At 73.4% G+C, this 25826-nt stretch carries 18 protein-coding genes, 3 tRNA genes and 1 pseudogene; 15 read left to right on the top strand and 7 right to left on the bottom strand.

Translation table 11 applies throughout. The annotated features are described in order from the left end of the window. From GTY47_RS38565 to GTY47_RS38530, 8 genes are all read left to right on the top strand, one after another. Positions 1–680 (top strand): SLC13 family permease (locus GTY47_RS38565; protein ID WP_324604459.1); only part of this gene is annotated, 680 nt, incomplete at its 5' end. A gap of 47 nt (positions 681–727) precedes the next feature. After that, on the top strand, positions 728–2173 hold the full coding sequence (locus GTY47_RS38560) for an acyl-CoA synthetase (RefSeq protein ID WP_010042276.1): 1446 nt from the start codon (positions 728–730) through the stop codon (positions 2171–2173). Further along, complete coding sequence (locus GTY47_RS38555) at positions 2166–3524, top strand: carboxyl transferase domain-containing protein (RefSeq protein WP_010042274.1); 1359 nt, start codon at positions 2166–2168, stop codon at positions 3522–3524. Before GTY47_RS38560 ends, GTY47_RS38555 begins: the two co-directional genes overlap by 8 nt. 82 nt (positions 3525–3606) lie before the next feature. Further along, positions 3607–3945: a CU044_2847 family protein gene (locus tag GTY47_RS38550; RefSeq protein WP_040903464.1), complete on the top strand. Its 339-nt coding sequence runs from the start codon at positions 3607–3609 to the stop codon at positions 3943–3945. Then, positions 3942–5627 (top strand): trypsin-like peptidase domain-containing protein, encoded by a 1686-nt coding sequence (locus GTY47_RS38545; protein ID WP_010042271.1) that lies wholly within the window; start codon positions 3942–3944, stop codon positions 5625–5627. Before GTY47_RS38550 ends, GTY47_RS38545 begins: the two co-directional genes overlap by 4 nt. 69 nt (positions 5628–5696) lie before the next feature. After that, positions 5697–6716, top strand: coding sequence for a MoxR family ATPase (locus GTY47_RS38540; RefSeq protein WP_010042269.1), 1020 nt, complete (start codon positions 5697–5699; stop codon positions 6714–6716). Then, positions 6706–9957, top strand: a complete 3252-nt coding sequence (locus GTY47_RS41775) for an SAV_2336 N-terminal domain-related protein (protein WP_010042268.1) — start codon at positions 6706–6708, stop codon at positions 9955–9957. Before GTY47_RS38540 ends, GTY47_RS41775 begins: the two co-directional genes overlap by 11 nt. A gap of 187 nt (positions 9958–10144) precedes the next feature. After that, entirely contained in the window at positions 10145–11182 is a 1038-nt protein-coding gene (locus GTY47_RS38530; protein ID WP_010042267.1) for a rod shape-determining protein, read from the top strand. Between the two features lie 38 nt (positions 11183–11220). Here the strand turns inward: GTY47_RS38530 and GTY47_RS38525 are convergent, their stop codons facing one another. Both GTY47_RS38525 and GTY47_RS38520 read right to left on the bottom strand, forming a co-directional pair. Continuing rightward, positions 11221–12174: a sensor histidine kinase gene (locus GTY47_RS38525; RefSeq protein WP_010042266.1), complete on the bottom strand. Its 954-nt coding sequence runs from the start codon at positions 12172–12174 to the stop codon at positions 11221–11223. Then, complete coding sequence (locus GTY47_RS38520; RefSeq protein ID WP_050810269.1) at positions 12171–12527, bottom strand: STAS domain-containing protein; 357 nt, start codon at positions 12525–12527, stop codon at positions 12171–12173. Before GTY47_RS38520 ends, GTY47_RS38525 begins: the two co-directional genes overlap by 4 nt. 187 nt (positions 12528–12714) lie before the next feature. Between GTY47_RS38520 and GTY47_RS38515 the strand changes: the two genes are divergently transcribed. From GTY47_RS38515 to GTY47_RS38505, 3 genes and pseudogenes are all read left to right on the top strand, one after another. After that, the gene (locus tag GTY47_RS38515; RefSeq protein ID WP_040903443.1) at positions 12715–13410 is read left to right on the top strand and encodes an ANTAR domain-containing protein; all 696 of its coding nucleotides are present in this window, start codon (positions 12715–12717) and stop codon (positions 13408–13410) included. A gap of 187 nt (positions 13411–13597) precedes the next feature. Continuing rightward, positions 13598–15334, top strand: coding sequence for a polyprenyl diphosphate synthase (uppS, locus tag GTY47_RS38510; RefSeq protein ID WP_010042262.1), 1737 nt, complete (start codon positions 13598–13600; stop codon positions 15332–15334). 65 nt (positions 15335–15399) lie between these two features. Further along, positions 15400–15889: pseudogene (locus GTY47_RS38505) on the top strand (response regulator transcription factor). Positions 15890–16130: 241 nt separating this feature from the next. Here GTY47_RS38505 and GTY47_RS38500 read toward each other — a convergent pair. The 3 genes from GTY47_RS38500 to GTY47_RS38490 all read right to left on the bottom strand — a co-directional run bounded on the left by GTY47_RS38500 (position 16131) and on the right by GTY47_RS38490 (position 16544). Beyond that, positions 16131–16204, bottom strand: a tRNA-Ile gene (locus GTY47_RS38500). Between the two features lie 189 nt (positions 16205–16393). Beyond that, positions 16394–16466, bottom strand: a tRNA-Asn gene (locus GTY47_RS38495). Positions 16467–16471: 5 nt separating this feature from the next. Continuing rightward, positions 16472–16544 (bottom strand) — tRNA-Asn (locus GTY47_RS38490). Positions 16545–16704: 160 nt separating this feature from the next. Between GTY47_RS38490 and GTY47_RS38485 the strand changes: the two genes are divergently transcribed. The 4 genes from GTY47_RS38485 (at position 16705) to GTY47_RS38470 (ending at position 22377) form a co-directional block, all read left to right on the top strand. Next, positions 16705–17010 (top strand): hypothetical protein, encoded by a 306-nt coding sequence (locus tag GTY47_RS38485; RefSeq protein ID WP_010042257.1) that lies wholly within the window; start codon positions 16705–16707, stop codon positions 17008–17010. 153 nt (positions 17011–17163) lie between these two features. After that, positions 17164–18612: an FGGY family carbohydrate kinase gene (locus tag GTY47_RS38480; protein WP_029181345.1), complete on the top strand. Its 1449-nt coding sequence runs from the start codon at positions 17164–17166 to the stop codon at positions 18610–18612. A 103-nt stretch (positions 18613–18715) separates the two neighbouring features. After that, a complete protein-coding gene (locus tag GTY47_RS38475) occupies positions 18716–20449 on the top strand; it encodes an ABC transporter ATP-binding protein (protein WP_010042254.1) in 1734 nt (577 codons plus the stop codon). Further along, positions 20449–22377 carry an ABC transporter ATP-binding protein gene (locus GTY47_RS38470; protein WP_029181344.1) on the top strand — a complete coding sequence of 643 codons (1929 nt, stop codon included), beginning with the start codon at positions 20449–20451 and terminating at the stop codon, positions 22375–22377. The genes GTY47_RS38475 and GTY47_RS38470 overlap by 1 nt, the downstream gene beginning before the upstream one ends. Positions 22378–22504: 127 nt before the next feature. On the opposite strand, the gene GTY47_RS38465 is transcribed toward GTY47_RS38470, so the two are convergent. After that, complete coding sequence (locus tag GTY47_RS38465) at positions 22505–23797, bottom strand: RNA polymerase sigma factor (RefSeq protein WP_010042249.1); 1293 nt, start codon at positions 23795–23797, stop codon at positions 22505–22507. Between the two features lie 86 nt (positions 23798–23883). Next, a complete protein-coding gene (gene dnaG, locus GTY47_RS38460; RefSeq protein WP_010042247.1) occupies positions 23884–25806 on the bottom strand; it encodes a DNA primase in 1923 nt (640 codons plus the stop codon). Positions 25807–25826 lie beyond the last annotated feature (20 nt).

The raw sequence follows: 25826 nt of genomic DNA, 5'->3' as shown, positions 1-25826 counted from the left end.
GGGTGGGCGCAGCGGCACCCCGCTCCGCCGAGCTGCGGCCCAACCCGACAGCGACCCTCACGCCCAGCACGGAAATCACCACCCTCACCCCATCCCGCCTCGCCACCCTCACCTCCCTCCTGGCCCTGGTCGTCGCCGTCCTCGTCTTCGACCTGGACGCAGGCCTCACGGCCATCACCCTCGCCGTCCTCCTCAGCACCGCCTGGCCGGACGACAGCCGCAAGGCGGTGGGCGAGATCGCCTGGCCGACAGTCCTCCTCATCTGCGGCGTCCTCACCTACGTGGGCGTCCTCGACGAGATGGGCACCATCACCTGGGCAGGCGAGGGCGTGGGCAACATCGGCATCCCGCTGCTCGCCGCCGTCCTGCTCTGCTACATCGGCGCACTCGTCTCGGCCTTCGCCTCCTCCGTGGGCATCATGGGCGCCCTGATCCCCCTGGCCGTGCCGTTCCTGGAACGGGGCGAGATCGGCGCGATCGGCATGGTGGCGGCGCTCGCCGTGTCCGCGACCGTCGTGGACGTGAGCCCGTTCTCCACGAACGGCGCACTCGTCCTGGCCGCCGCGCCGGACGTCGACCGCGAGCGTTTCTTCCGGCAGCTGATGGTGTACGGAGGGATCGTGGTGGCGGTCGTACCGGCGGCGGCATGGCTGGTGATGGTCGTCCCCGGCTGGGGATAGCCCCGGCGTCCACAGCGAACCGCACGCAACAGCCAAGGAGATGACGCGTGACCCCTCTCTTCCCGGGCCTGACCGAACCCCCGGCCGACCACCCCGCCCTCCGGTTCGGCGAGCGCTCCCTCACCTACGCGCAGCTCGCCGCCGCGGCCGGAGCACTCACGGGCCGCATCGGCGAGGCCACGCGGGTCGCCGTCTGGGCGACGCCCACCATGGAGACGGCCGTCGCCGTCGTCGCCGCGCTGCTGGCCGGCGTCCCCGCCGTGCCGCTCAACCCGAAGTCGGGCGAGAAGGAACTCGGGCACATCCTGTCCGACAGCGCGCCCGACCTGGTGCTCACGGCACCGGACGACCAACTCCCCGCCCCCGTACGGGACCTGCCCCGCCTCGACATCGACGTGCACGGCACCGGGCCGGTCCCCGGGGACCACGCCGACGAGTCCGACCCGGCCCTGATCGTCTACACCTCCGGCACCACCGGCCCGCCCAAGGGTGCCGTCATCCCGCGCCGGGCGATCGCCTCGACCCTGGACGCGCTGGCCGACGCGTGGCAGTGGACCGGCGACGACGTACTCGTCCACGGACTGCCGCTGTTCCATGTGCACGGCCTGGTCCTGGGCACGCTCGGCCCGCTGCGGCGCGGCGGTTCGGTGCGGCACCTGGGCCGCTTCAGCACGCAGGGCGTCGCCCGGGAGCTGAACGCCGGGGCGACCATGCTGTTCGGCGTGCCGACGATGTACCACCGGATCGCGGAGGCGGTGACCGGCGACCCGGAGCTGGTGAAAGCGCTGACCGGGGCGCGGCTGCTGGTGTCCGGTTCCGCCGCGCTGCCCGTCCACGACCACGGGCGGATCGCGACGGCGACCGGGCGGCGGGTGATCGAGCGCTACGGCATGACGGAGACGCTGATGAACACCAGCGTCCGTGCCGACGGCGAGGCCCGCCCGGGCACGGTGGGCGTGCCGCTGCCGGGCGTGGAGCTGCGGCTGGTCGAGGAGGACGGCTCGGAGGTCACCGCGTACGACGGTGAGACCGTCGGCGAGATCCAGGTGCGCGGCCCGAACCTGTTCACCGAGTATCTCAACCGGCCCGACGCCACCGCCGCCGCCTTCACCGCGGACGGCTGGTTCCGCACCGGCGACATGGCGGTGCGCGACCCCGACGGCTATGTCCGGATCGTCGGGCGCAAGGCCACCGATCTGATCAAGAGCGGCGGTTACAAGATCGGGGCGGGGGAGATCGAGAACGCGCTCCTGGAACACCCGGGGGTGCGGGAGGCCGCCGTCACCGGGGAGCCGGACGCCGACCTGGGCGAGCGGATCGTGGCGTGGATCGTCCCGGCGGAGCCCGATTCCCCGCCGTCGCTGGAGGAGTTGGCGGATCACGTGGCCAAGCGTCTCGCCCCGCACAAGCGCCCCCGGGTCGTCCACCACCTCGACGCCCTGCCCCGCAACGACATGGGGAAGATCATGAAGCGGGCGCTGCCCCATGACTGAGCGCCTCCCCGGGACTGAGCGCCCCTCCGCCCGCGCGGTCGCCGACGCCATCGCCGACGACTCCACCTTCGCCGAACTGCCGGCCGTCATACGGGACGCGAAGCCGGACGGCCCGCTCGGCTGGCCCGGCTACGACGCCTTGCGCACCCGTGCCGCCGAACGCACCGGCGAGCAGGAGTCCGTGGTCTGCGGCACCGCCCGCGTCGGCGGTACCCGGGCCGTGCTGATCGCCTTCGAGTTCGGCTTCCTCGGCGGCTCGCTCGGCGAACGCACCGGCGACCGGCTGGAGGCGGCGTACACCTACGCCCGTGAGCACCGCCTCCCGGTCGTGCCGCTGGTCGCCACCGGCGGCAGCCGGATGCAGGAGGGCATGCTCGCCCTGACCCAACTCCAGCGCGTGGCCCGGCAGTCGGCGCTCACCAGGGAAGCGGGACTCGCGCAGGTCGCCGTGGTGCGCGATCCGACCACCGGGGGCGGCTGGGCCACCCTGGGCGCGGGCGCCGACGTGGTCCTCGCGCTGCCCGGGGCCCAGGTCGGCTTCGCCGGCTCCCGGGTGCGGCCGGCGGACGCGGACCCGGCGGCCTACACGGCCGAGGCGCAGGTCGCGGCGGGGGCGGCGGACGCGGTCGTACGGCCGGAGGACCTGCGCGGGACGCTGGGCCGGTGGCTGCGGCTGCTGACGTGCCCGTCCGGCACGCCGGCGCCGCCGCCCGAACCGCTCGGCGACGACGCGGGCCTGCCCGCCACCGGCTGGGACGCCGTCCGGCGCGCCCGCTCACCCCGGCGCCCGCGCGCCGCCGCCTACTTGGACGCCTACTTCTCCGACCGAGCGGCGATCAGCGGCGACCGCTGCGGCGGCACGGACCCGGACGGCATGCTGTGCGGCTTCGGCACGCACGAGGGCCGCACGATCGCGTACGCCGCGCAGACCGGAACCGCGACCCGCCCCGCCGGCTACCGCACCGCCGCCCGTCTGATCCGTCTCGCGGACCGGCTGGGCATCCCGGTGCTGACCCTCGTGGACACCCCGGGCGCCGCCAACGACGCGGCGGCGGAGCGGCAGGGCGCGGGTCCCGCGATCGCGGACCTGTTCGGCGCGGTGGCGGGCGCCCGCACCCCGGTGACGACGCTGGTGATCGGCGAGGGCGGCTCCGGCGGCGCGCTGGCGCTGGCCGCGCCCGGCAACACCTGGGCCACCCCGGACAGTTACTTCTCGGTGATCGCGCCGGAGCTCGCGGCGGCCATCCTCAAGCGGCCGCCCCGCGAGGTGGAGACGACGGCGGACCAGCTCCGCATCCGGCCGCAGGATCTGGTGGAGCTGGGGGTGATCCGGGGGACCGTGGGTCCGTGAGAGTTCGGTGGATGCCTCCCGCAACATCAAGTACCTTCCGTGACAATGGAAATGCTCAGTGCAGTGGGACGACGGGGGTGCCGTGGACGGGTTGGTCGAGTTCAGGACCGGTGACGGTGCCGTGGTCGCGGTCGAGGCGGTGGAGGAGCGGTCCGGCTCCCGCCTGGTCTCCCGCGGCGACGGCACGGTCCAGGCGACCCGCACCTTCGAGGGCGCCCTGGACGGGGTGCGCTCGGCGGCGGAGTCCGCGCTGCGGGTGTTCCGCGACGGCTCGCTGAAGCCCGACGGCGTGGAGATCGAGTTCGGGGTCAAACTGTCCGCGGAAACAGGCGCGTTCATCGCCAAGGGCACCGCCGAGGGCCACCTGGTGGTCAGACTGACCTGGTCCCCGGCCGGTCCGGAGACCAGCCCCGCCTCATGAACAGCGCCGAGTGGCACGCCCGGATCGAGTTACGGGGCCGGGTGGCCGGAGCCGGCTTCCTGGTCGCGCCCGGCACGGTGCTGACCTGTGCCCACGTCGTGGGGGACGGCGAGGGCCTGACCGTGACCTTCACCGAGCGGCCCGGCTCCCCGCCCGTGCCCGCCCGGGTGGTCGCGCACGGCGGCTGGACCGGCTCCAGCACCGACCTCGGCGACCTCGCCGTGCTGGAACTCGACGAGGAGGTGCCGATCGCCCCGGCCGCGCTGGCCCCGGTCGACGCCGCGCACGGCCCGGCACCGCGCAAGCTCGTCGTCTACGGCTTCCCGGTCGGCTTCGACGAGGGCACCCTCGCCGAATACCGCGTCACCGCACCCCAGTTGATCAAACGGGAGTGGATCCAGCTGGAGGCCTGGCACCCGGGCGGCCAGCCCCTGGCCCCCGGCTTCAGCGGGGCCGCCGTCACCCTGGCCGACACCGGCGAGGTCGTCGGCATGGCCACGGCGGCGGCCGGCACCCGGGACGTGCGCACCGGCCGGATGATGCCCACCCAGGTCATGGCCCGCTACTGGCCCGCACTCCAGAGCCTGGTCCCCACCTCCGACCACACCACCGCCGACCGGGCCCGGTTGCGTGCCCTGGTCGAGAAGGCGGCCCGCGCGGGCGTGGACTGCGACCCGGTCCGGCTCTACACGGCGGCGGCCGACCCGTTCGATCCGCCGCCGCCCGAGGAGGGGTTCGACTCGCTGTGGTCGGCGGCCCTGTTCGTCCTGTGCGAACTCGACGGCCCGGGCGCCGCGCGGACGGTGTCCCGGTTCGCCGACCGGCTTCAGGCCCTGCTGCACACCCCGGCCGTGGAGCCGTCGGCGCCCGACTGGTCGCCCATCCTCGTCGAACTCGGACACAGCGGCGCGGGCGACGACCTGGTCCGTGTCGAGGTGTCCGCGTACAGCGAGGGGCGGCGGCACCCGGTGGACTCGGGCACGGTCGAGCAGCACCGGCTGCGCGCTTACGTCCAGGACCGTATCGAGGCGGCCTTCCGCTATCTGACGCCCGGCGCCGACGAGTTGGTCGCCTTCGCACTGCCCCGGGACTGGCTGGACTGGCCCGTCGACCGCTGGGAGAGCGCCCCCGACGACGCCACCCCGCTCGGCTGCGTCTACCCGCTGGTCGTCACCGACCACGCCCGGCGCAAGGCCAGCACCCGGCATGTCCTGACCCGGGCCTGGAAGCGCCTCGACGCCTTGCCGGGCGCGCGGCTGCACCGCGTGGAGTGCGGCGGCCCGCAGGAGCCCGGGCGGCTGCGGATGCTGCTGCGGCGGCCCGACGCCTGCCTCGCCGGGTTCGGCACCGCCCCGGCCGCCTCCCGCACCCGGCCGCACTTCGACACCTCGCTCACGGCGCCGGCCCCGGTCATCGTGTGGTCGCGCGACGGCTGCGGCTCGGGGCAGGAGGACTGCTCCGGAGCGGACGGCTGCACCGGCAAGGCCTTCCTCGACGCGCTCGACGCCTGCCTCAGGGCCGTACCGCCCGCGGAACTCCCCCGCCGGATCCTGGCCCTGCGCGAGGAGGCCGACGCCGAGGAGGACCACTGGGCCCACGGCATCCAGCTGCTGTGGGACGACCCGCGCGTCTTCACCGACCCGCATGCCGTCGCCGCCCACGCCCGGACCCCGGTGGCCTGACCACCGCTGACACGGCCCGGAGCACCCGAGAAACACCAGCTCGACAACGGAGAGCGGAGAACATCCCCCATGCCGCACTGGTCCGTCTACACCGGCGACAGCGAGCCGCACGACGGCATCGACCACCTCCCCGCACCACCGCCCTGGCGTGCCTTCGACGGCGGGCCCGCCCTGCCGCCGCCGCACGACAGCGACGACGCGACGGCCGTCTCCCCCGACCGCGTGCACCGGGCGAAGTCGTACGTGGCCACCCCGGAGAGCGTCCGGCTCGTCAACGCCGCGCTGTGCCTGCGCCGCCCCCTGCTCGTCACCGGTCCGCCCGGCACCGGCAAGTCCTCACTCGCGTACGCGGTGGCGCGCGAGCTGCGCCTCGGACCGGTCCTGCGCTGGAACATCACCAGCCGCAGCACCCTCGCCGACGGCCTCTACCAGTACGACCCGCTGTCCCGGCTGTACGCGGCCCGGGAGCGGCAGGACGGGCCCGGCCGTGCCGCCGGTGACGTCGAGGACCACCTCCGCCTCGGCCCGCTCGGCACGGCCCTGCTCCCCTACGAACGGCCCCGCGCCCTGCTCGTCGACGAGATCGACAAGAGCGACCTCGACCTGCCGAACGACCTGCTGAACGTCCTGGAGGAGGGCCAGTACGAGATCCCGGAACTGGTGCGGGCCGCACGTCACTCCGGTGACGGCGCGGCCGAGGTCCTGGCGGACGGCACGGACACGCCGGTCACCGTCCACCGCGGGCGGGTCCGCTGCCGGGCCTTCCCGTTCGTGGTGCTGACCAGCAACGGCGAGCGCGAGTTCCCACCCGCCTTCCTGCGCCGCTGTGTCCGGCTGAAGCTGCGCCGCCCCGACCGGGACCAGCTCACCGACATCGTCCGCGCCCACCTGGACACCCCGGACGGTCACGCGGACCGTCTGATCACCCGCTTCCTGGAGCGGGCGGGCGGCGGCGAACTCGCCACCGATCAGCTGCTGAACGCCCTCTACCTCACAGGAGTCGCGGGCCTCGACGCCGAGTCCCGCGACGACCTCGCCGAGCAGCTGATGCCGTACCTCAGCGCGACGGCCGACGGCGATGGTTTCTGACCACGGCCCCGGGCCGTCCCCGGTTGCCCGGCTGGCCGCGGCCCTGTCCGCGGCCGGCGCGTCGCCGACGCCGCGCGAGCTGGCCGAACTGCTGTGGATGGCCGCCCTGTTGGACCGCGAACGGCAGGAGGAGGAGCCGTCGCGGGAGCCCGGCGAGGACCGCGCCCCGTCGTCCACCGCACCCGCACACGAGGCCGGCAACCCCGAGGCGAGCACCCCCGGGAAGGCAGACACTCCCACCCCCGTACCCCCGCAGCCGGAGCCGGTCCGCCACACCCCCGACCGCGTCCCGCTGACCCTGCCCGCCCCGCGCTCCCCGCAGCACCGGCACGACGCCCCGGGCGGCGGCGGATCCCCCCTCCTCGCCCCCGCACCCCCGATGCTGCCCCACCCCCTCGCGCTCCAGCGCGCCCTGCGTCCGCTGAAGCGCAAGGTGGCCTCCGCGCACGTCCGGGTGCTGGACGAGCGGGCGACGGCCGACCGCATCGCCCGGCTCGGCGCCCACCCCGACGTGTGGTTCCCGGTCCTGCGCCCGGCCCCCGACCGCTGGCTGCGCCTGAACCTCGTGCACGACACCGGCCCCACCATGCCGGTCTGGCGCCCCCTGGTGAGCGAACTGCACACCGCGCTGGCCCAGTCGGGCATCTTCCGTGACGTCACCCTGCACCCGGCGGCCCCCGACGGCCGGGCCCGCCACGTCCCGGTGCTCGACGACGGCCGCACCGTCACCCTCGTCGTCAGCGACTGCATGGGCCCGCAGTGGCGTCCGGGCGAGGCGGGCGACCGCTGGTACCGCACCCTGCGCCACTGGGCCCGCCACATGCCGCTCGCCGTGGTCCAGCCCCTCCCGGAACACCTCTGGCCCACCACCGCGCTCCCCGCCGAGCCGGGCCTGCTCACCTCCCCGTCCACGGCGGCCCCCTCGGCGCGCCTCGCCTTCACCCCCTACGAAGCCGCACCGCCCCCCGACCACGCCCTCCCCGTCCCGGTCCTGGAACCGGGCGCCCCCTGGCTCGCCCACTGGGCTGCCCTGGTCGCCGGCCCGGGCGGCGCCCGCACCCCGGGCGCGGCGGCATGGCTGCCGCCCTCCCCCGCACCGCCCGCCGAACCGACCCCCGACATCGCCTCGTCCTCCCCGGAGGACCTGGTCCTGCGCTTTCGCGCGACCGCGTCCCCGGAGGCCTTCCGCCTCGCCGGGCACCTCGCCCTGGCGGTCCCCTCGGTCCCGGTGATGCGCCTGGTCCAGCGCACCGTGGACCGCGACCCGCGCCCCCAGCACCTGGCCGAGGTGATCCTCAGCGGCATGCTCACCTCCGTCCCCGGGCCACCCGGCTCCTACGAGTTCCGGCCCGGTGTACGGGAGTTGCTGCTGCGCTCCCTCCCCCGCACGGCCCGGGGCCGCACCCGCGAGTTCCTCGAACAGGTCGGAGGCCTGATCGACGAACGGGCCGGACGCGCGGCCGGCGAGTTCCGGGCCGAGACGACCGGCGAACGCGACGGCTCGGGCATGGCGTTCGCGACGGTGAGCGAGGAGACGGTACGCCGGCTGGGCCACCGCGCCCGCCCCACGATCCTCTTCGAGGCCGACGACCTCACCGGCCACCCCGAGGCCCGCATCACCCTCGAATACGCGGTGCACGAGATGCTCTCCCGCGGCGCCCTCACCGCTTCCCAGTTCGACGTCCGGGTCCGCGGCAACGGCTACGTCGTCCACGCCGACCCCGGCACCTACGTGCTCCCCGTGCTGGTCGCGGTCCTGCGCGGGCTGCCCGAGGTCCTCACCGGGCTGGTGGACCCGCCGCGTCTGACCGTGACGTTCTGGGACCGGCCCACCCCGCCGCCGGAGGCACCGCCCGTGCCCGCCGACATCCTGGTGGTCGTCTCCCCGGACGTGTACGAGCAGTTCGCCGGCAGCTCGGCGGCGCAGGGGCCCCAGCGCTTCCAGCCCCTCTACCGGGGCGGCGCCACGGACACCCCGCCCGTCGCCTGGTACTGCCCGCTGTCCCCCGCCACCGCCGCCCCCGGACCCGAGGCCCGCGACCTGGTGCGGGGCCCCTTCATCACGCACGACCTGCGCCGGCTCGGGATACCGGCCCCGGGCCGCACGGCCGTCGTCCACACCCAGCCCGACGGCCCGCTCACCCTCCTCGACCCCGCCCAGCCGCACGGCGACGGGCCGCCGCGGCTCGTGACGTACTACGAGGTGGACCTCACCACCCACCAGTCCCACCACTGGGTCTCCCTGCCGAGCTCCGGCAAGGGCGCCTTCGCCGCCGCGGTCGAGCTGTCCTGGCGGGTGGACGACCCGGTCGCCTTCGTGCGCGCCGGGGTCACCCGGGTGTCCGAGCCGCTGCTCGGCCATCTGCTGGACGAGGCGGCCCGCATCACCCGGCGCCATCCACTGCGCCGGGCGGGCGCGGCCCAGCGCGCGGTCAACGCCGGGCTGCGCAGGTGGCCGGTGCCGGGGCTGTCGGTGGCGGCCTCGGTGGAGCTGGCCCCGGAGGGGGCGGCCCCGCCCGGCCTGCCGCAGGCCCCGGCCCGGTCGGCGCCCGACCTGTCCGGACTCCTGGATGAGGCCGAGACCGTGCTGCTCGGCTTCGACGGCCCCATGGCCCGGCTGTTCTCGGCGGCCACCGCCCGCGAGGCCGCGCTCGACCTGCTCACCCTCGTCACCGAGCACCGCGACCCGCAGGACGCCCTGACGGGCCGGCCCCTGGCCGCCGACGCGGCACGGGAGACGTTCGTCCATCCGCTCGACGTCCTGAGGGCCTTCGCCCGGGACCGGCTCGGCCCCCTGCTCCGCGACCGTCTCGACGCGATCGAACTGCGCGCGGTCCCCGACGCGCCGACGACCCACAACTCGGTGCCGCTGGTCCGGGCCCTGCACGACTCGGGCCGCCGCGTCAGCGTGGTCACGGACGTCAGCGCACCGGCCGTACACCGCTACCTCGACCCCTACGGCCTCCCCCTGGCCGGTATCCACGCCCGCGGCGAGGACCTCGCCCTGCTGACCCCGCACCCCGACTGCCTCCTGCGCGCGATGCACTCCTCGGGCGGCGCCGCCGCGACCGGCGTACTGATCGGCTCCACGGTCGCCGAACTCACCGCCGCCCAGCAGGCCGGAGTGCGCTTCGTCGGCCTCGCCCGCAACACCACCGCCGCCCGGCAGCTCGACGAGGCGGGCTGCGAGACCACCGTCAGCTCCCTGGCACCACTCCTGGAGGCCGCGCGCTCCCTCTAGGGGTGTCCGCGGAGTCCCGGTGGGCTGGAACCCCCCGTTCGGCGGCACCCCGCCCGGCCCCCTCCGAAAGGCGCCCCCGTCCCGTCCCACGCACCATGCGAGGGAGGCCCGCCGCCCGGCGGCCTCACGTCTGCGAGGCCCGCCACCTGGCGGCCTCCCACGGTCTGTGCTCTCGGGAGGACCTGCCATGACCGCCAGTCTGGAGCAGTTGCGCCGCTGCCACTTCGCCGTCGACCTGGGGGCGGCCCGCACCCGTGTCTACGTCAAGGGCGCCGGGCTCGTCGTCGACCAGCCGTCGGCCGCCGCCGTGAACAGCCGCACCGGCGCGCTGATCGCGGTCGGCGAGCTCGCGGAGAAGATGACGGGCCGCACACCGGACTACATCAGGGTGGTACGGCCGGTCTCCGGCGGCACCGTCGTCGACATCGAGATGGCGCAGCGCATGCTGCGACACCTGCTCGGCGACAAGATGCGCCGCAGCCTGCGCCGCAAGCCGATCCTGCGCGCCGCGGCCTGCACCCCGCACGACGCCGACCCGCTCGCCCAGCGCGCCGCCATCGAGACGCTGGTCGGCCTCGGGGCCCGCCGCGTGGAACTGGTCGACACGCTGATCGCCGCCGCCGTCGGCTGCGGACTGCCCGTGGAGCAGCCCGAGGCCACCATGATCATGGTGTGCGGTGCCGCGGCGACGCAGGTGGCCGTGCTGTCCCTCGGCTCGATCGTCACCGCCGAGCGCATCCCCGTGGGCGGCGAGGCCGTCGACAACGCGATCGTGCAGCACCTGCGGCACCGGCACGAGCTGATGCTGCCCAGCCAGTCGGTACGGCCGTTGCAGCTCGCCCTGTCCGGCAACGGCCTCACCCCGCACGGTCCGGCCTCGACGGAGATCCACGGGCGGGACGTCGCCACGGGCCTCGCCCGTTCCGTCCAGGTCGACACGGCCGCCGTCCGGGACGCCATCCAGACGCCGCTGACCGCCATCCTGGACGGCATCGGTGCCGTGCTGCGGTCCTGTCCGCCCGACCTGGTCGCCGACCTCGCCGACCGGGGGATCATGATGGTCGGCGGCAGTGCGCTGCTGCCGGGCCTGGACCAGATGCTGCGTCAGGCGACCGGGATGCCCGTGCACATCGCCGAGCGCCCGGACGTGTGCGCCGTGCAGGGGCTCGGCGCGATGATGGAGGGCAGGATCGAACCGCTGGCGCTGGATCCGCTGGGATCCTGAACCGCCGGGGCCCGAGGCCCGCCCTCAGCGCGCTGCCCTCAGCGGGCGAACCAGCAGCGCACGGTCGTCCCGCTGTCCCCCCTGTGCACCCGCACCAGGTCGGCGATGAGATTCACCAGCAGCAGCCCGCGCCCGCCGCGCTGGTCCCGGGGCACGGGCCGGCGCCCGGCCAGCACGTCCGCGAGCCGCCCTTCGTCGCGCACCTCGCACACCACGTACCTGTCCTCGGTCCACACCCGCAGCACCCCGGAACCGCCGCCGTGCACCACGCTGTTGGTGGTGAGCTCCGCCGTGGCGAGGGCCAGGTCGTCCAGCTTGACGCCGGTGAGGCCGAGCCGCGCGCCCTCCCCGACGGCCACGTGCCGGGCCTCGGAGAGCGAGCCGGAGTCGAAGGCGAACGTCAGCGCGTCCGGCACGGGCGGCAGCGCCTCGTTGTAGCGGTCGACGACGTCCCCGGGGGCGTACGCGTCGCTGCCCTGCTCCAGCCGGGAGCCGGAGGGGATGACGGTGGGATGCGTGGCGTAGGCGTCGGCGAGGACGTGCTCGGGGAGCTGCTCGACGTCGTACGGACACAGGATGGTCGCCGTACGGCCCCGGAAGGCCGCGTTGATGAGCGCCTCGTGCTGGACGCAGGCGGGGTACTCGGTGTCGGAGCGCCCGGCCCAGATGGGCTCGCCGATGATCCGCACCCGGCGTCCGGCCGGCTGGGCGTCGGCGAACGCGCGGAGCACGCCCGGGATGATCCGCCCGGGGTTGCGGCCGGCCTCGCGCATGTCGAGGAGCCGCACCGCCTCGGCGGCATCGCCCAGCGCGTCCCGGATCAGCGCGAGGTTCTTGCCCGGCACGGCGACGGCCACGGGTTCACCGGCCGCCAGACCTTCGCGCACGAAGGGCACGGTGACGTCGAGGTACTCCTCCTCGTCGCGGTAGAAGAGCGCGGGATGGACGAAGGGTTCCAGGGGACCGAAGGGTTCAGCCACGGCAGCGGTCATGACATCGACACCTCGATCCCCGCATGGCCGGGCCACAGCAGGTCCAGCGTCCGCCGCAGGGCCGCCGGCGGCCGTCGCACCACGAACCGCCGGCCGTCCCCGAGCTGCCCGGCGGCCGTCGCGAGCGCACCCGCGCCCGCGACGTCGACGAACGTCACGTCGGACAACTCCAGGTGGTACACGTCCTCATCCTCGCGAACGGCCTGCTCCAGTACGCCTTCCCAGATCGCACGGGTCGTCAGGACGACCTCGCCCGCCGCCCGGACACCCTGCCGCCCGGACAACGGGAACACCGCCAAGCCCGGCACGGGGTCACTGGACCCGGCGGCCGGCACCCGATACTGAGTGTTCAAGCCCCTCTCCCCACGCTTCTGGACCACAGCGCTCGTACCCGCCCGGGAGAGGCTCATTCCCCACTGTGGTGTGTAGTACGCCGTACGGCGGGCAGGCGCACCTCACACCGACGTCCACGGGGGCGAGTGACGTCGTGCAGTTCCCGCGAGGAGGAACGCGACCGACGAGGACCGAGAAGGCGGTGACATGACGTCTGCGGCATCACCACATCGCACAGGAGGGTTGAACACACTGGTCATCAGTGGCCGCGTGGACGCGGAACGGGCTGAGCTCACCCCGTGTGGTGAGCTGGTCCACGGCTGCGCGGAAACACTGGCCAGGACCCTGGCCGAACTGCCGCCCACGATCACGCGGGTGGATCTGGACATGGGGGGCGTGCACTTCATGGACACGGCGGGTCTGCAGTTCCTCGACGTGCTGGGCGACTTCGCCCGGCAGCGGTTCGTGACGGTCACGACCACGAACTGGAACGGCCAGCCGCGCCGGATCCTGGAACTGGCGGGCCTGGACACGACCGACCCCCTGCGGGCCACGCCCCGGCCCGACCCGGAGCCCGCCCAGCCGTCCGCCCCGGCCCCGTCCGCGGTCGCCCTGGAACGCGCGGAGCGCCTGCACGTCCTCCAGGAGGAGGTCGAGCAGCTCCGCCAGGCCATCGCCTCCCGCCCGGTCATCGACCAGGCCCGGGGCATCCTGATGGCGACCCACGGCTGCACGTCCGACGAGGCCTGGCACATCCTCCGCGAGACCTCCCAGCTCTCCAACACCAAGCTCCGCGACGTGGCCGCCGCGGTGACGGCGAGCGCGAAGTCGGACGGCCCCCGCCCGTCCCCCGCCCTCCGCGAGGCCTTGCAGCGAGCCATCACCCGCCGCGGCCGGACCTGAGAGCGAGACCGACGACCGCGCCGGCACCCTTTCCGAGGAGGACGGCACCGGCTCCTGACGGCACCCCGACCCACATGCACTAGCCCACGCGCTCATCGCACAACCTGGACGTGCCGTCCTCGTTGTGAGCGATGTGCCTCGCGCGAACACACGACCGGCAGACCGACGAGCGACCTCCGCACGGGCGGTGATCGGCGACGATCCGGCGCTGCGGGCGGCCTACGGGCTGTGCCGGCGCCGGACCAGGGAGCAGGACCCGGCGGAGTACGCGCTGATCCAGCTGGTGCCCGCGGGGCTGCGCCCGGCCTGCTGGGCCCTCTGGGCGGCGGCCAACGCGCTCGACGACCTGGGCGACGACCGCACCGCGCCCGCCGCCGAACGGGCCGCCCGGGTCGAGGAGTGGATCACCGCCCTGCACCGCGAGCTGCCCACCGGCACGAGCCCGGACCCGGTCCGCCACGCCCTGGTCGACACCGCGGCGCGCTGGCGCCTGGACCTGTCCGAGCTGCACGGCGCCATGGTCCAGGTCCAGGACGACACCCGCGGCAGGCACTTCACCGACTGGGCCGCGTGGCGCACCTGGGGCCGGGACAACCTGCTGCCCTGGTTCGGCCAGGTCCGCACCCTCTTCGACCGGGCGGGCGTCCCCGTGGCACTCCGGCTGGACTGCCGGGAGGCCTACGAGGAGTTCCTCGACGGCGTCCGGCTCACGGACATCCTGACCGACCTGTCCGCCGACCTCGCCCAGGGCGACCTCCTCCTGCCCGACGAGGCCGTGCGGTCCTGCCCGGGGGCCGCGGACGACCTGGCGCACCGGCGCTGGAGCCCCGCCGTCGCGGCCCTGGTCACGCAGCTGACCGGCCTGGCCCGCCAGTGGGTGACCCAGGACGGCCTCTGCCGCGGCATGCACCCCGGGCCCGCCACCGTCCTGACCACCATGGCCGCCCTGCTCCGCGCCCAGCTCGACGCGATCGGCTCCGCCGGCCCGGCTCTCCTGCGGCGCCCGCCCCGGCCCGCGCTCCGCACCCGGGCCCGCATCCTCGTCCCCGCCCGGGCCCGCGCCGCCCTGGCCTGGAGTCTGACTCCGCCGACGGTGCCGCCCGCACGGCCCGCCGGGCCCGGCGACCCGTCCCCGGCCGGGCGGACGGCACCCGTCCGGAGCTTCCGGCCGCCGCCACCGCACCCCGGCGGCCATCGGCCCCCGCCCCTCCCGCCGGACCGGCTCCCCGCCCACGTCGCCGTGATCATGGACGGCAACGGCCGCTGGGCCCAGCAGCGCGGGCTGCCCCGGCACGAGGGACACCGGGCCGGCGCCGCCGCCGTCCGCGAGGTGGTGCACGGCGCGCTGGAGATCGGTCTGCGGCACCTGACGCTCTACACCTTCTCCACCGAGAACTGGCACCGCGATCCGCGGGAGGTCGACGCCATCCTGGACCTCCTGCGCCGCGAGGTCGTCGACGACCCCTTCCGCGACCTCGACGTCCGGCTGCGCTGGCACGGCCGCGCCGGCCGCCTGCCGCCCGACCTGGCCGACCTGCTCCACCTGCGGGAGCGCGGTACCCGCACGCGCACCGGCCTGACGCTGACGATGTGCATCGACTACGGCGGCCGCGACGAGCTCACCCGCGCCGCCGCGGCCCTCGCCCGCCGGGCCCGGGCCGGCCAGCTGGATCCCGACCTGATCGGCGAGGAGGACTTCGCGCGGCACCTGCCCCGCCCGGACATGCCGGACGTCGACCTGCTCTGGCGCACCGGCAACGAGCAGCGCACCTCCAACTTCCTGCCCTGGCACACCGCCTACGCCGAGCTGCACTTCACCCCGGACCTCTGGCCCGACACCGACCGCCGCCACCTGTGGCAGGCGATCACCGCGTACACCCACCGCCAGCGCCGCCACGGCTCCGCCCCGACGCCCACGCCCTGAGCCGAACGCCGCTTTGTGCGGGGGACGCCGCGTCGGCCGGGAGCGGTGCCCCTGCCGACTGGAGGGTGCCACCCCACCGTGACGAGGCACTGGTCCGCTCGGGCTTCGAACTCATTCTCGGCGCGTCCGAGGACATCGAGGTCGTCGCGACCGCGAGCGGCGGCGACGCGGTGGGGACCGTCCGCCGGGAGCGACCCGACGTGGTGCTGCTGGACATCCGGATGCCGGACGTCGACGGGCTCACCGTCCTGCGCGAGCTGCGCACGATGCCCGATCCGCCGGTGGTGGCGATGCTGACCACGTTCGACACCGACGAGTACATCCTGACCGCGCTGCACTCCGGCGCGGCCGGCTTCCTCCTCAAGGACACCGAGCCCGACCAGCTCGCCCACCTGGTGCGCACCCTGGCCGCGGGCGGTGTCGTGCGGCACGGTGAAGGACCACGTCAGCGCGGTCCTCACCAAGCTGCGGGTGACGAGCCGGGTGCAGGCCGCGCTGCTGGCGCAGCGGGCCGGACTGCTGGACGAGCGCCCGCGGTCGGAGGCCGGCCGATGAGCCGTGCGCGCGCCGTGTGGCAGCGGGTTCCCGCACCGGTCGTCGACCGCACAGACGGCAGCCGACGTCGCCCTACCGCGTCCGCGCACCGGCCATCTACTCACCCGCAGGTCAGGGTGTGGAGCTCCCCCGAGCACCGCCCGACTCCAAACCCACGAGCAGCGGATTCGGTCCGTCCAGGCGAAGTTGACGCTCCGGCACCCAAAAATGAACGTTTCAGCAGGTCAGCGACCTGCAAAGGTGGGGCGGGTGGGACTCGAACCCACGGCCGACGGATTATGAGTCCGCTGCTCTAACCGGCTGAGCTACCGCCCCATAGCGGCGTGTCGCGTACATGTGTGCGCGCCGTCTGCCGCAGCATAGCCGCTCATACGATCTCCTGCTTCGGATGGTCGGCTACGCACGGCCTTCGTGACCATGAGGACTGCGCCCGGCGCCGCGCGGTTCCCGGAAGATCGGAACGGACATGAAAAAGGACCCCTGCGGGGGTCCTCGTTCAGCATGCTCCCCCGACTGGACTCGAACCAGTAACCTGCCGGTTAACAGCCGGCTGCTCTGCCAATTGAGCTACGGAGGACCGAGCTCCCCGGACTGGACTCGAACCAGTAACCTGCCGGTTAACAGCCGGCTGCTCTGCCAATTGAGCTACCGAGGAAGGTCTCGTTTTGCATCGAACGTACCTACCTGGGTATTCGCCAGGGGGCGCGCGCTCGCTGCGACACATACATTAGCGCAAGCAGGGGGGTGCTCCGCCAATCGGTACTCCCCGGCGCCGTCGCCGCATCGGAGACCTACGCAAGGGAAGGGTGGCCGCCATGCGTTACCGGCTCACGTTCGTCGCCGGAGTCGTCCTGGGTTACGTGCTGGGCACGAGGGCCGGACGCGAGCGCTACGAACAGCTGAAGAAGTCGGCCCAGCAGTTCGCACAGAACCCGGCCGTCCGTAACACCGCGGAGACGGCAGCCCAGCAGGGCCGCGAGTTCGCGGGCAAGGCCTACCACGTGGTGAGCGACAGGGTCGGCGACCGCGTCCCCGACTCGGTGGCCGAACGCGTCCGCCACCTCAAGGAGCGCGCCACCCACAACGGCGGCGAGGACGACTGGGGCACGAGCAACACGTAACAGTCCCTTGTCAGGCGCCGAGTACGCCCGCGCCCCCAAGGGGCGCGGGGAACTGCGCGACCGGCCACGACGAGACCCGCACCCGAAGCCCGGCGACACCCCCCACGGCGCCCACGGCTCCAGCCGGCGCAGCGGTACGGCAGAATTTTGGCCATGGGGATAGTCGCCGGGTTGGACAGTTCACCCGATTTCACTCGTATCGTCGTCTGTGACACGGACTCCGGAGCCGTGCTCAGGCAGGGATATGCACCGCATCCGGTGGAGAGCCCCGACAGCGGCGGCCGGCCGTCCGACGTCGACCCGCAGGCCTGGCTGCTGTCCCTGGGCGAGGCCGCGGGCGGCGGGCTGCTGGAGGGCGTGCAGGCGATCGGCGTCTCGGCGCAGCAGAACGCCGTCGTGCCGCTGGACGCGCAGGGCAACACCGTGCGGCCGGCGATGGTCGGCGCCGACAAGCGGACGCAGGTCGCGGCGGCCGACCTGATCGACGCGCTCGGGGGGCGCGAGGCGTGGGCGCAGGCGGTGGGGTGTGTGCCGCAGGCCGCGCAGCCGGTGACGAAGCTGCGCTGGCTGGCCCGGACCGAGCCGGAGAACGCGCAGCGCACCGCGATCCTGCTGCAGGCCCATGACTGGCTGGTGTGGCAGCTGCTGGGCCGGCCGGTCCGCAGAACCACCGACCGGGGCGGGGCGTCCGGGACCGGGTACTGGTCCGCGGCGACCGGCGCCTACCGGCCCGACCTGGTCGAGCTGGCGCTCGGGCACCAGGTGATGCTGCCGGAGGTGATCGGCCCGGCGGACGCGGCCGGTACGACGCCGGAGGGGCTGCTGATCTCCGTAGGGACCGGCGAGACCATGGCGGCGGCGTTCGGGCTCGGCATCGGGCTCGGGGACGCCGTCGTGTCGCTGGGCGCGTCCGGGTCCGTGATGGCCGTGCATCCCGAGGCGCTGGTCGACGGCTCCGGCATGATCACCGCGTTGGCCGACGCGACCGGCATGCACCTGCCGGTCGTCACCACGCTGAACGCCGTACGCACGCTGCGCGGGACCGCGGAGCTGCTGGGGCTGCCCGATCTGGAGAGCCTGTCCGAGCTGGCGATGAAGTCGACGCCGGGGGCGCACGGGCTGGTGCTGCTGCCCTATCTGGAGGGTGAGCGGACGCCGAACCTGCCGCACACCGCGGGGACCCTGGCGGGGCTCAGGCGCGAGTCGATGAAGGCGGAGCATCTGGCGCGGGCCGCGTTCGAGGGCATGCTGTGCGGGCTCGCGGACGCGCTGGACATGCTGCGCGCCCGGGGTGTGGAGGTGCGGCGGGTGTTCCTGCTCGGTCCGGCCGCCGAGCTGCCCGCCGTGCAGGCGGCCGCGCCGTCGCTGTTCGGGACGCAGGTCGTGGTGCCGCAACCGGCGGACTACGCGGCGATCGGGGCCGCCCGGCAGGCGGCATGGGCGCTCGGGGCGTCCCAGGGCACGCTCGACGCGCGGACCCCGCCGGCCTGGCAGGGCGCGGTCGCGCAGGTGCTGGAGCCCGGGGAGGAGCTGGCCGTGGGGCAGGCGGTGCGGCAGCAGTTCGTGTCGGTGCGGGAGCAGACGCATCCCGGGGCGTTTTGACCGCCTGTTGGGTTAATTCGGTTGAGGTAACGCGGGTGGAGTGTTCGACGATAGGGGCCACGGGCAACCAACCGCCCCGTCACCCCACTCCGAGAGAAGCAGCGTGCTCATACGACTCCTGCGGACCTGTCTCAGGCCCTACAAGAGACCCATCGCTCTGCTGGTGCTGCTGCAGTTCCTGCAGACCTGCGCCACGCTCTACCTGCCCACGCTGAACGCGCACATCATCGACCGGGGTGTCGTGAACGGCGACACCGGCTACATCCTCGGCTACGGCGCCCTGATGATCGGCATGTCGCTGGTCCAGGTCGTGTGCAACATCGGTGCCGTGTACTACGGCGCCCGTACGGCGTCGGCGCTCGGGCGGGACGTGCGGGCCGCCGTGTTCGACCGGGTGCAGTCGTTCTCCGCGCGTGAGGTGGGTCACTTCGGGGCCCCCTCGCTGATCACCCGCACGACGAACGACGTCCAGCAGGTGCAGATGCTGGTGCTGATGACGTTCACACTGATGGTGTCGGCGCCGATCATGTGCGTGGGCGGCATCGTGCTGGCGCTCGGGCTGGACGTGCCGCTGTCCGGGGTGCTGGTGGCGGTCGTGCCGGTGCTGGGCATCTGCGTGACGCTGATCGTGCGGCGGCTGCGGCCGCTGTTCCGGGCCATGCAGGAGCGGCTGGACACGGTGAACCGGGTGCTGCGCGAGCAGATCACCGGCAACCGCGTCATCCGGGCCTTCGTCCGGGACGAGTACGAGCAGCAGCGCTTCCGGAAGGCCAACACCGATCTCACCGACTTCGCGCTGGGCACCGGCAACCTGCTCGCGCTGATGTTCCCGATCGTCATGACGGTGGTGAACATGTCGTCCATCGCCGTGGTGTGGTTCGGCGCGCACCGGATCGACAGCGGCGGGATGCAGATCGGTGACCTGACGGCGTTCCTCGCCTATCTGATGCAGATCGTCATGTCCGTGATGATGGCCACCTTCATGTTCATGATGGTGCCGCGCGCGGAGGTGTGTGCGGAGCGCATCCAGGAGGTGCTGGACACCTCGTCGAGCGTCGTGCCGCCGTCCGCGCCCGTGCGGGAGCTGCGGCGGCACGGGCATCTGGAGCTCCGCGGGGCGGGCTTCCGCTACCCGGGTGCCGAGGAGCCGGTGCTGCGGGCCGTGGACCTGGTGGCCCGGCCGGGCGAGACGACCGCCGTCATCGGCTCGACCGGCAGCGGCAAGTCCACGCTGCTCGGGCTGGTCCCGCGGCTGTTCGACGCGACCGAGGGGCAGGTGCTCGTGGACGGTGTCGAGGCGGCGGAGATCGATCCGGAGCTGCTCGCGAAGACCGTCGGGCTGGTGCCCCAGAAGCCGTATCTGTTCGCGGGCACGGTCGCGACCAACCTGCGCTACGGCAATCCGGACGCCACCGACGAGGAGCTGTGGCACGCGCTGGAGGTGGCGCAGGCCAAGGAGTTCGTCCAGCGGCTGGAGGGCGGGCTCGACGCGCCGATCGCGCAGGGCGGGACGAACGTCTCGGGCGGTCAGCGGCAGCGGCTCGCGATCGCCCGGACGCTCGTGCAGCGGCCGGAGATCTACCTCTTCGACGACTCCTTCTCCGCCCTCGACTACGCCACGGACGCCGCCCTGCGCGCCGCGCTCGCGCAGGAGACCGCGGAGGCGACCGTGGTGATCGTCGCCCAGCGGGTGGCGACCATCCGGGACGCCGACCGGATCGTCGTCCTCGACGAGGGCCGGGTCGTCGGCACCGGCCGGCACCACGAGCTGATGGCGGACAACGAGACCTACCGGGAGATCGTGCTCTCCCAGCTCACGGAAGCGGAGGCTGCCTGATGGCGGGGCCCATGGGGCGGATGATGGCCGGGGGCGGCCCCGACCAGCGCTCGCTGGACTTCAAGGGGTCGGGCAAACGGCTCGTCGCGCGGTTCCGGCCGGAGCGCATCACCATCGTCGTGCTGCTGGCGTGCGTGGTGCTCAGCGTCGGCCTCAACGTCGTCGGGCCGAAGATCCTCGGCAAGGCGACCGACCTGGTCTTCGCGGGCATCGTCGGGCGGGGGATGCCGGAGGGGGCGAGCAAGGAGCAGGTGCTCGACCAGATGCGGCAGCGCGGGGACGGTGACGTCGCCGACATGCTGCGCAGCACCGACTTCACCCCGGGCGAGGGCATCGACTTCACCGCCGTCGGGCACGTGCTGCTGCTCGCGCTGGGCGTGTTCACGGTGGCCGGGCTGCTGATGGCGGTGGCGACGCGGCTGGTGAACCGGGCCGTGAACCACACCATGTTCCGGATGCGCGAGGACGTGCAGACGAAGCTGTCGCGGCTGCCGCTGTCGTACTTCGACAAGCGCCAGCGCGGCGAGGTGCTGTCCCGGGCGACGAACGACATCGACAACATCGGGCAGACGCTCCAGCAGTCGATGGGGCAGCTCATCAACTCGGTGCTGACCATCATCGGCGTGCTCGCCATGATGTTCTACGTCTCGTGGATCCTGGCGCTGGTCGCGCTGGTGACGGTGCCGCTGTCGTTCGTCATCGCCACGCGCGTGGGCAAGCGGTCGCAGCCGCACTTCGTGCAGCAGTGGCGCTCGACGGGCGCCCTGAACGCGCACATCGAGGAGATGTACACCGGGCACGCGCTCGTGAAGGTGTTCGGACGGCAGGAGGAGTCGGCGCGGCAGTTCGCCGAGCAGAACGAGGCGCTGTACGAGGCCGGGTTCCGGGCGCAGTTCAACAGCGGCGTCATGCAGCCGCTGATGTTCTTCGTGTCGAACCTCAACTACGTGCTGGTCGCGGTCGTCGGCGGGCTGCGGGTCGCCACTGGCTCGCTGTCCATCGGTGATGTGCAGGCCTTCATCCAGTACTCGCGGCAGTTCTCCATGCCGCTGACGCAGGTCGCGTCCATGGCGAACCTGGTGCAGTCGGGCGTCGCCTCGGCCGAGCGGGTCTTCGAACTGCTGGACGCGGAGGAGCAGGGCGCCGACCCGGTGCCGGGCGTGCGGCCCGAGGAACTGCGCGGGCAGGTGGCGCTGGAGCACGTGTCGTTCCGCTACGACCCCGACAAGCCGCTGATCGAGGACCTGTCGCTGAAGGTCGAGCCCGGGCAGACGGTGGCCATCGTCGGCCCGACCGGTGCCGGCAAGACGACGCTGGTGAACCTCTTGATGCGGTTCTACGACGTCACCGGCGGGCGTATCACCCTCGACGGGGTCGACATCGCGCGGATGTCCCGGGACGAACTGCGCGCCGGGATCGGCATGGTGCTCCAGGACACCTGGCTGTTCGGCGGCACCATCGCGGAGAACATCGCGTACGGGGCCGCGCGGGACGTGACGCGGGGGGAGATCGAGGAGGCGGCCCGGGCCGCGCACGCGGACCGGTTCATCCGTACGCTGCCGGACGGGTACGACACGGTGATCGACGACGAGGGGGCGGGGGTCAGCGCGGGTGAGAAGCAGCTGATCACCATCGCCCGGGCGTTTCTGTCCGACCCGGTGATCCTGGTGCTCGACGAGGCCACCAGCTCGGTCGACACCCGCACCGAGGTACTCATCCAGAAGGCGATGGCCAAACTCGCGCACGGACGCACCTCGTTCGTCATCGCACACCGGCTGTCGACGATCCGGGACGCGGACACGATTCTGGTGATGGAGAACGGGGCGATCGTGGAGCAGGGCGGACACGAGGAGCTGCTGGCGGCGGGCGGGGCCTACGCCCGGCTGTACAAGGCGCAGTTCGCGCAGGCGGCGGCAGAGGTCGACTGAGCTGGTCGCGTCCCACGCGGCGGAGCCGCACATCGATACAGCCCCGCGCCCCTGACGGGCGTCAGCTGAACGCCCCCGAGGGGCGCGGGGAACTGCGCGAACGACCCCCGCCGGCCCGCGGGCGGCATCAGTCCAGATAACCCCTCAGCTGGTCCGCGAAGGCGTGGTCGCGGAGCTTGTTCAGGGTCTTCGACTCGATCTGCCGTATGCGTTCCCTGGTGACGCCGAAGATGCGGCCGATCTCCTCCAGCGTGCGGGGGCGGCCGTCGGCGAGGCCGTAGCGGAGCTGGACGACCTTGCGCTCCCGCTCCCCCAGGGTCGACAGGACCGCTTCCAGATGCTCCTTGAGCAGGAGGAACGCGGCGGATTCGACGGGGCTGGTGGCGTCGCCGTCCTCGATCAGGTCGCCGAGGGCGACGTCGTCCTCCTCGCCCACGGGCGCGTGCAACGACACCGGCTCCTGGGCGAGGCGCAGCACTTCGCTGACGCGCTCCGGGGGCAGGTCGAGGTGGGCGGCGACCTCTTCCGGTGTCGGCTCGTACCCCCGCTCCTGGAGCATGCGGCGCTGGACGCGGACGACCCGGTTGATGAGCTCCACGACGTGCACGGGGACGCGGATGGTGCGGGCCTGGTCGGCCAGGGCGCGGGACATGGCCTGGCGGATCCACCAGGTGGCGTAGGTGGAGAACTTGTAGCCGCGGGCGTAGTCGAACTTCTCGACGGCCCGGATGAGCCCCAGGTTGCCCTCCTGGACGAGGTCGAGCATGGTCAGGCCGCGCCCGACGTAGCGCTTGGCGACGGAGACGACCAGGCGCAGGTTGGCCTCGATGAGGCGGCGCTTGGCCATCCGGCCCATGACGACGAGGCGGTCGAGGTCCAGCGCCAGCTGGCTGTCCAGGTCGGGGGCGAGTCGCAGCTTCTCCTCGGCGAACAGGCCGGCCTCGACGCGGCGGGCGAGTTCGACCTCCTCGGCGGCGGTCAGCAGGGGGATGCGGCCGATCTCCCGCAGGTACTGGCGGAACAGGTCGGAGGAGGGGCCACCGGTGTCGGGGCGGGCCGGTGGCGGTTCGACGGCCTCGGGAGCCTCGGCCGTCTCGATGGCCTCGGCGGGCGGCTCCTCCGGTTCCGTCTCGGGGCGGAGCACGACGCGGCTCTGCGCCGGGACCGCGGGGAGGACGTCGTCCTCCGCGTCCGGTGCGCTGCCGTCGACGCCGACGGCACCGCTGGCGTCGGTCTGGGTGAGGGTCTGGGTCTGCACGGGGGCGACCTCCAGGATGATCGCTGCCAAGGAGGGCGGCAGCGGTACTTCGGGGGCGGAGTCGGCGGCCTCGCCGCTGTCCGTCCCGTACGCGATGAGCGGAACCGCGGGGGTCTGGGACCCGTCGGGGACGGATCGGCCGCGCTCCGAGGACTCAGGCACCGGAACCCAGTGTGGGGTAAGACACATCCTCGCCACGAGGGGCGTGCGATGACTTTTTGCTTCCGGTCCGTGACCGCGCGGTGACCTCAGAGCGCGGCGGCGCCGTGCTCCCGGAGGGCCTGGTCGTACTGCTGGAGGACCCAGAGTTCGTTCTGCACGGCGGCCAGCTGGGCCGGGTCGCCGTGGGTGCCGAGGCGGGTGAGCTGGCTCGTGATGTCGCGGATGCGGCGTTCGACGGCGCGGCGGCGGACGGTGACCAACTGGGCGCCCGCGTAGGTCTCGTCGACGCCCTTCACGCCCTTGTGCAGCAGGATCGCCTCGACGGCCAGTTCCGTCACCATCGCGCGGACCGCGTCGTCCGGGGCGGCCTCACGGACCTTCACCAGGTAGTCCTGGGGGTCCGCGACGCCCAGTTCGGCGCCGCCGGCGTCCAGGATGGCCTGGCGTACGGCGGCGTAGGGCGGGGCGGTGAACTCGTCGACGCCGTACGCGTCGAAGGCCGGGGAGACCAGCTCGGGGCGCTGGAGGGCGAGTTTGAGCAGTTCGCGTTCGGTGGCGTAGACGGGGTTGCGCAGGTTGAGGGCCGGGCCGCGGGGGGCGGCGGACGGCTGGGCGGCGGCGTACTGCTGTGACCCGTGCTGGTGCCGGTCCGGGGCCGGGCCCTTGCCGCCGCGGTCGCGGGCCCAGCGGGCCAGCTGGGCCACGCGCTTGACCACGAACTGGGTGTCGAGGATGCCGAGCATGCCGGCGAGCTGGACGGCGACCTCGTGCTGGGCGCCGCTGTTCTTGATGCGGGCGACGATCGGAGCGGCCTCGTCCAGGGCGGCGGCGCGGCCGGCCGGGGTGTCGAGGTCGTAGCGGCTCACGATCTGGCGGAGGGCGAACTCGAAGAGCGGGGTGCGGGGTTCGACCAGGTCCGCCACTGCCTCGTCGCCCTTGGCCAGGCGCAGGTCACAGGGGTCCATGCCGTCGGGGGCGATGGCGATGTACGTCTCGGCGGCGAACTTCTGGTCGTCCTCGAACGCGCGCAGGGCGGCCTTCTGGCCGGCGGCGTCGCCGTCGAAGGTGAAGATGACGCGGGCCGAGCCGTTGTCCATCAGCAGGCGGCGGAGGATCTTGATGTGGTCGCCGCCGAAGGCCGTGCCGCAGGTGGCGATGGCGGTCGTCACCCCGGCCAGGTGGCAGGCCATCACGTCCGTGTAGCCCTCGACGACCACCGCGCGGCTCGTCTTCGCGATCTCCTTCTTCGCCAGGTCGATGCCGTAGAGGACCTGGGACTTCCGGTAGATCGCCGTGTCGGGAGTGTTGAGGTACTTGGGGCCGTTGTCCGCCTCGTACAGCTTGCGGGCGCCGAAGCCGACGACGTCGCCGCCGATGTCGCGGATGGGCCACATCAGGCGGCCGCGGAACCGGTCGATGGGGCCGCGGCGGCCCTCCTGGGCGAGGCCGGAGAGGATGAGTTCCTTGTCCGTGAAGCCCTTGCCGCGCAGGTAACGCGTGAGGTGGTCCCAGCCCTGGGGGCTGTAGCCGACGCCGAAGTGGACGGCGGCGGCCTGGTCGAAACCGCGCTCGGCGAGGAAGACCCGGCCGGTGTCGGCCTCGGGGGAGGTCGCGAGCTGTTCCGCGTACCACTCGGCCGCGATCTTGTGGGCCTCGACCAGGCGGATGCGTTCGCCGCGCTGGTGGGAGGGGTTGTACCCGCCCTCCTCGTAGCGCAGGGTGATGCCCGCCTGGCCGGCCAGGCGCTCGACCGCCTCCGAGAAGGAGAGGTGGTCGATCTTCATCACGAACGTGATGGTGTCGCCGCCCTCCTGGCAGCCGAAGCAGTGGAACAGTCCCTTGCTCGGGCTGACCTGGAAGGACGGTGACTTCTCGTCGTGGAACGGGCAGAGACCCTTGAGGTTGCCGCCGCCCGCGCCCCGCAGCTGGAGGTACTCGGACACCACGGCGTCGATCGGGACCGCGTCCCGTACCGCCTTCACGTCCTCGTCGTTGATCCGCCCAGCCACGGAGCGATTCTACGGGGCGG

Source organism: Streptomyces sp. SID5464 (assembly GCF_009862985.1).
Classification (GTDB): domain Bacteria; phylum Actinomycetota; class Actinomycetes; order Streptomycetales; family Streptomycetaceae; genus Streptomyces; species Streptomyces chartreusis_D.
This window is presented reverse-complemented; position numbering and strand designations above follow the sequence as displayed.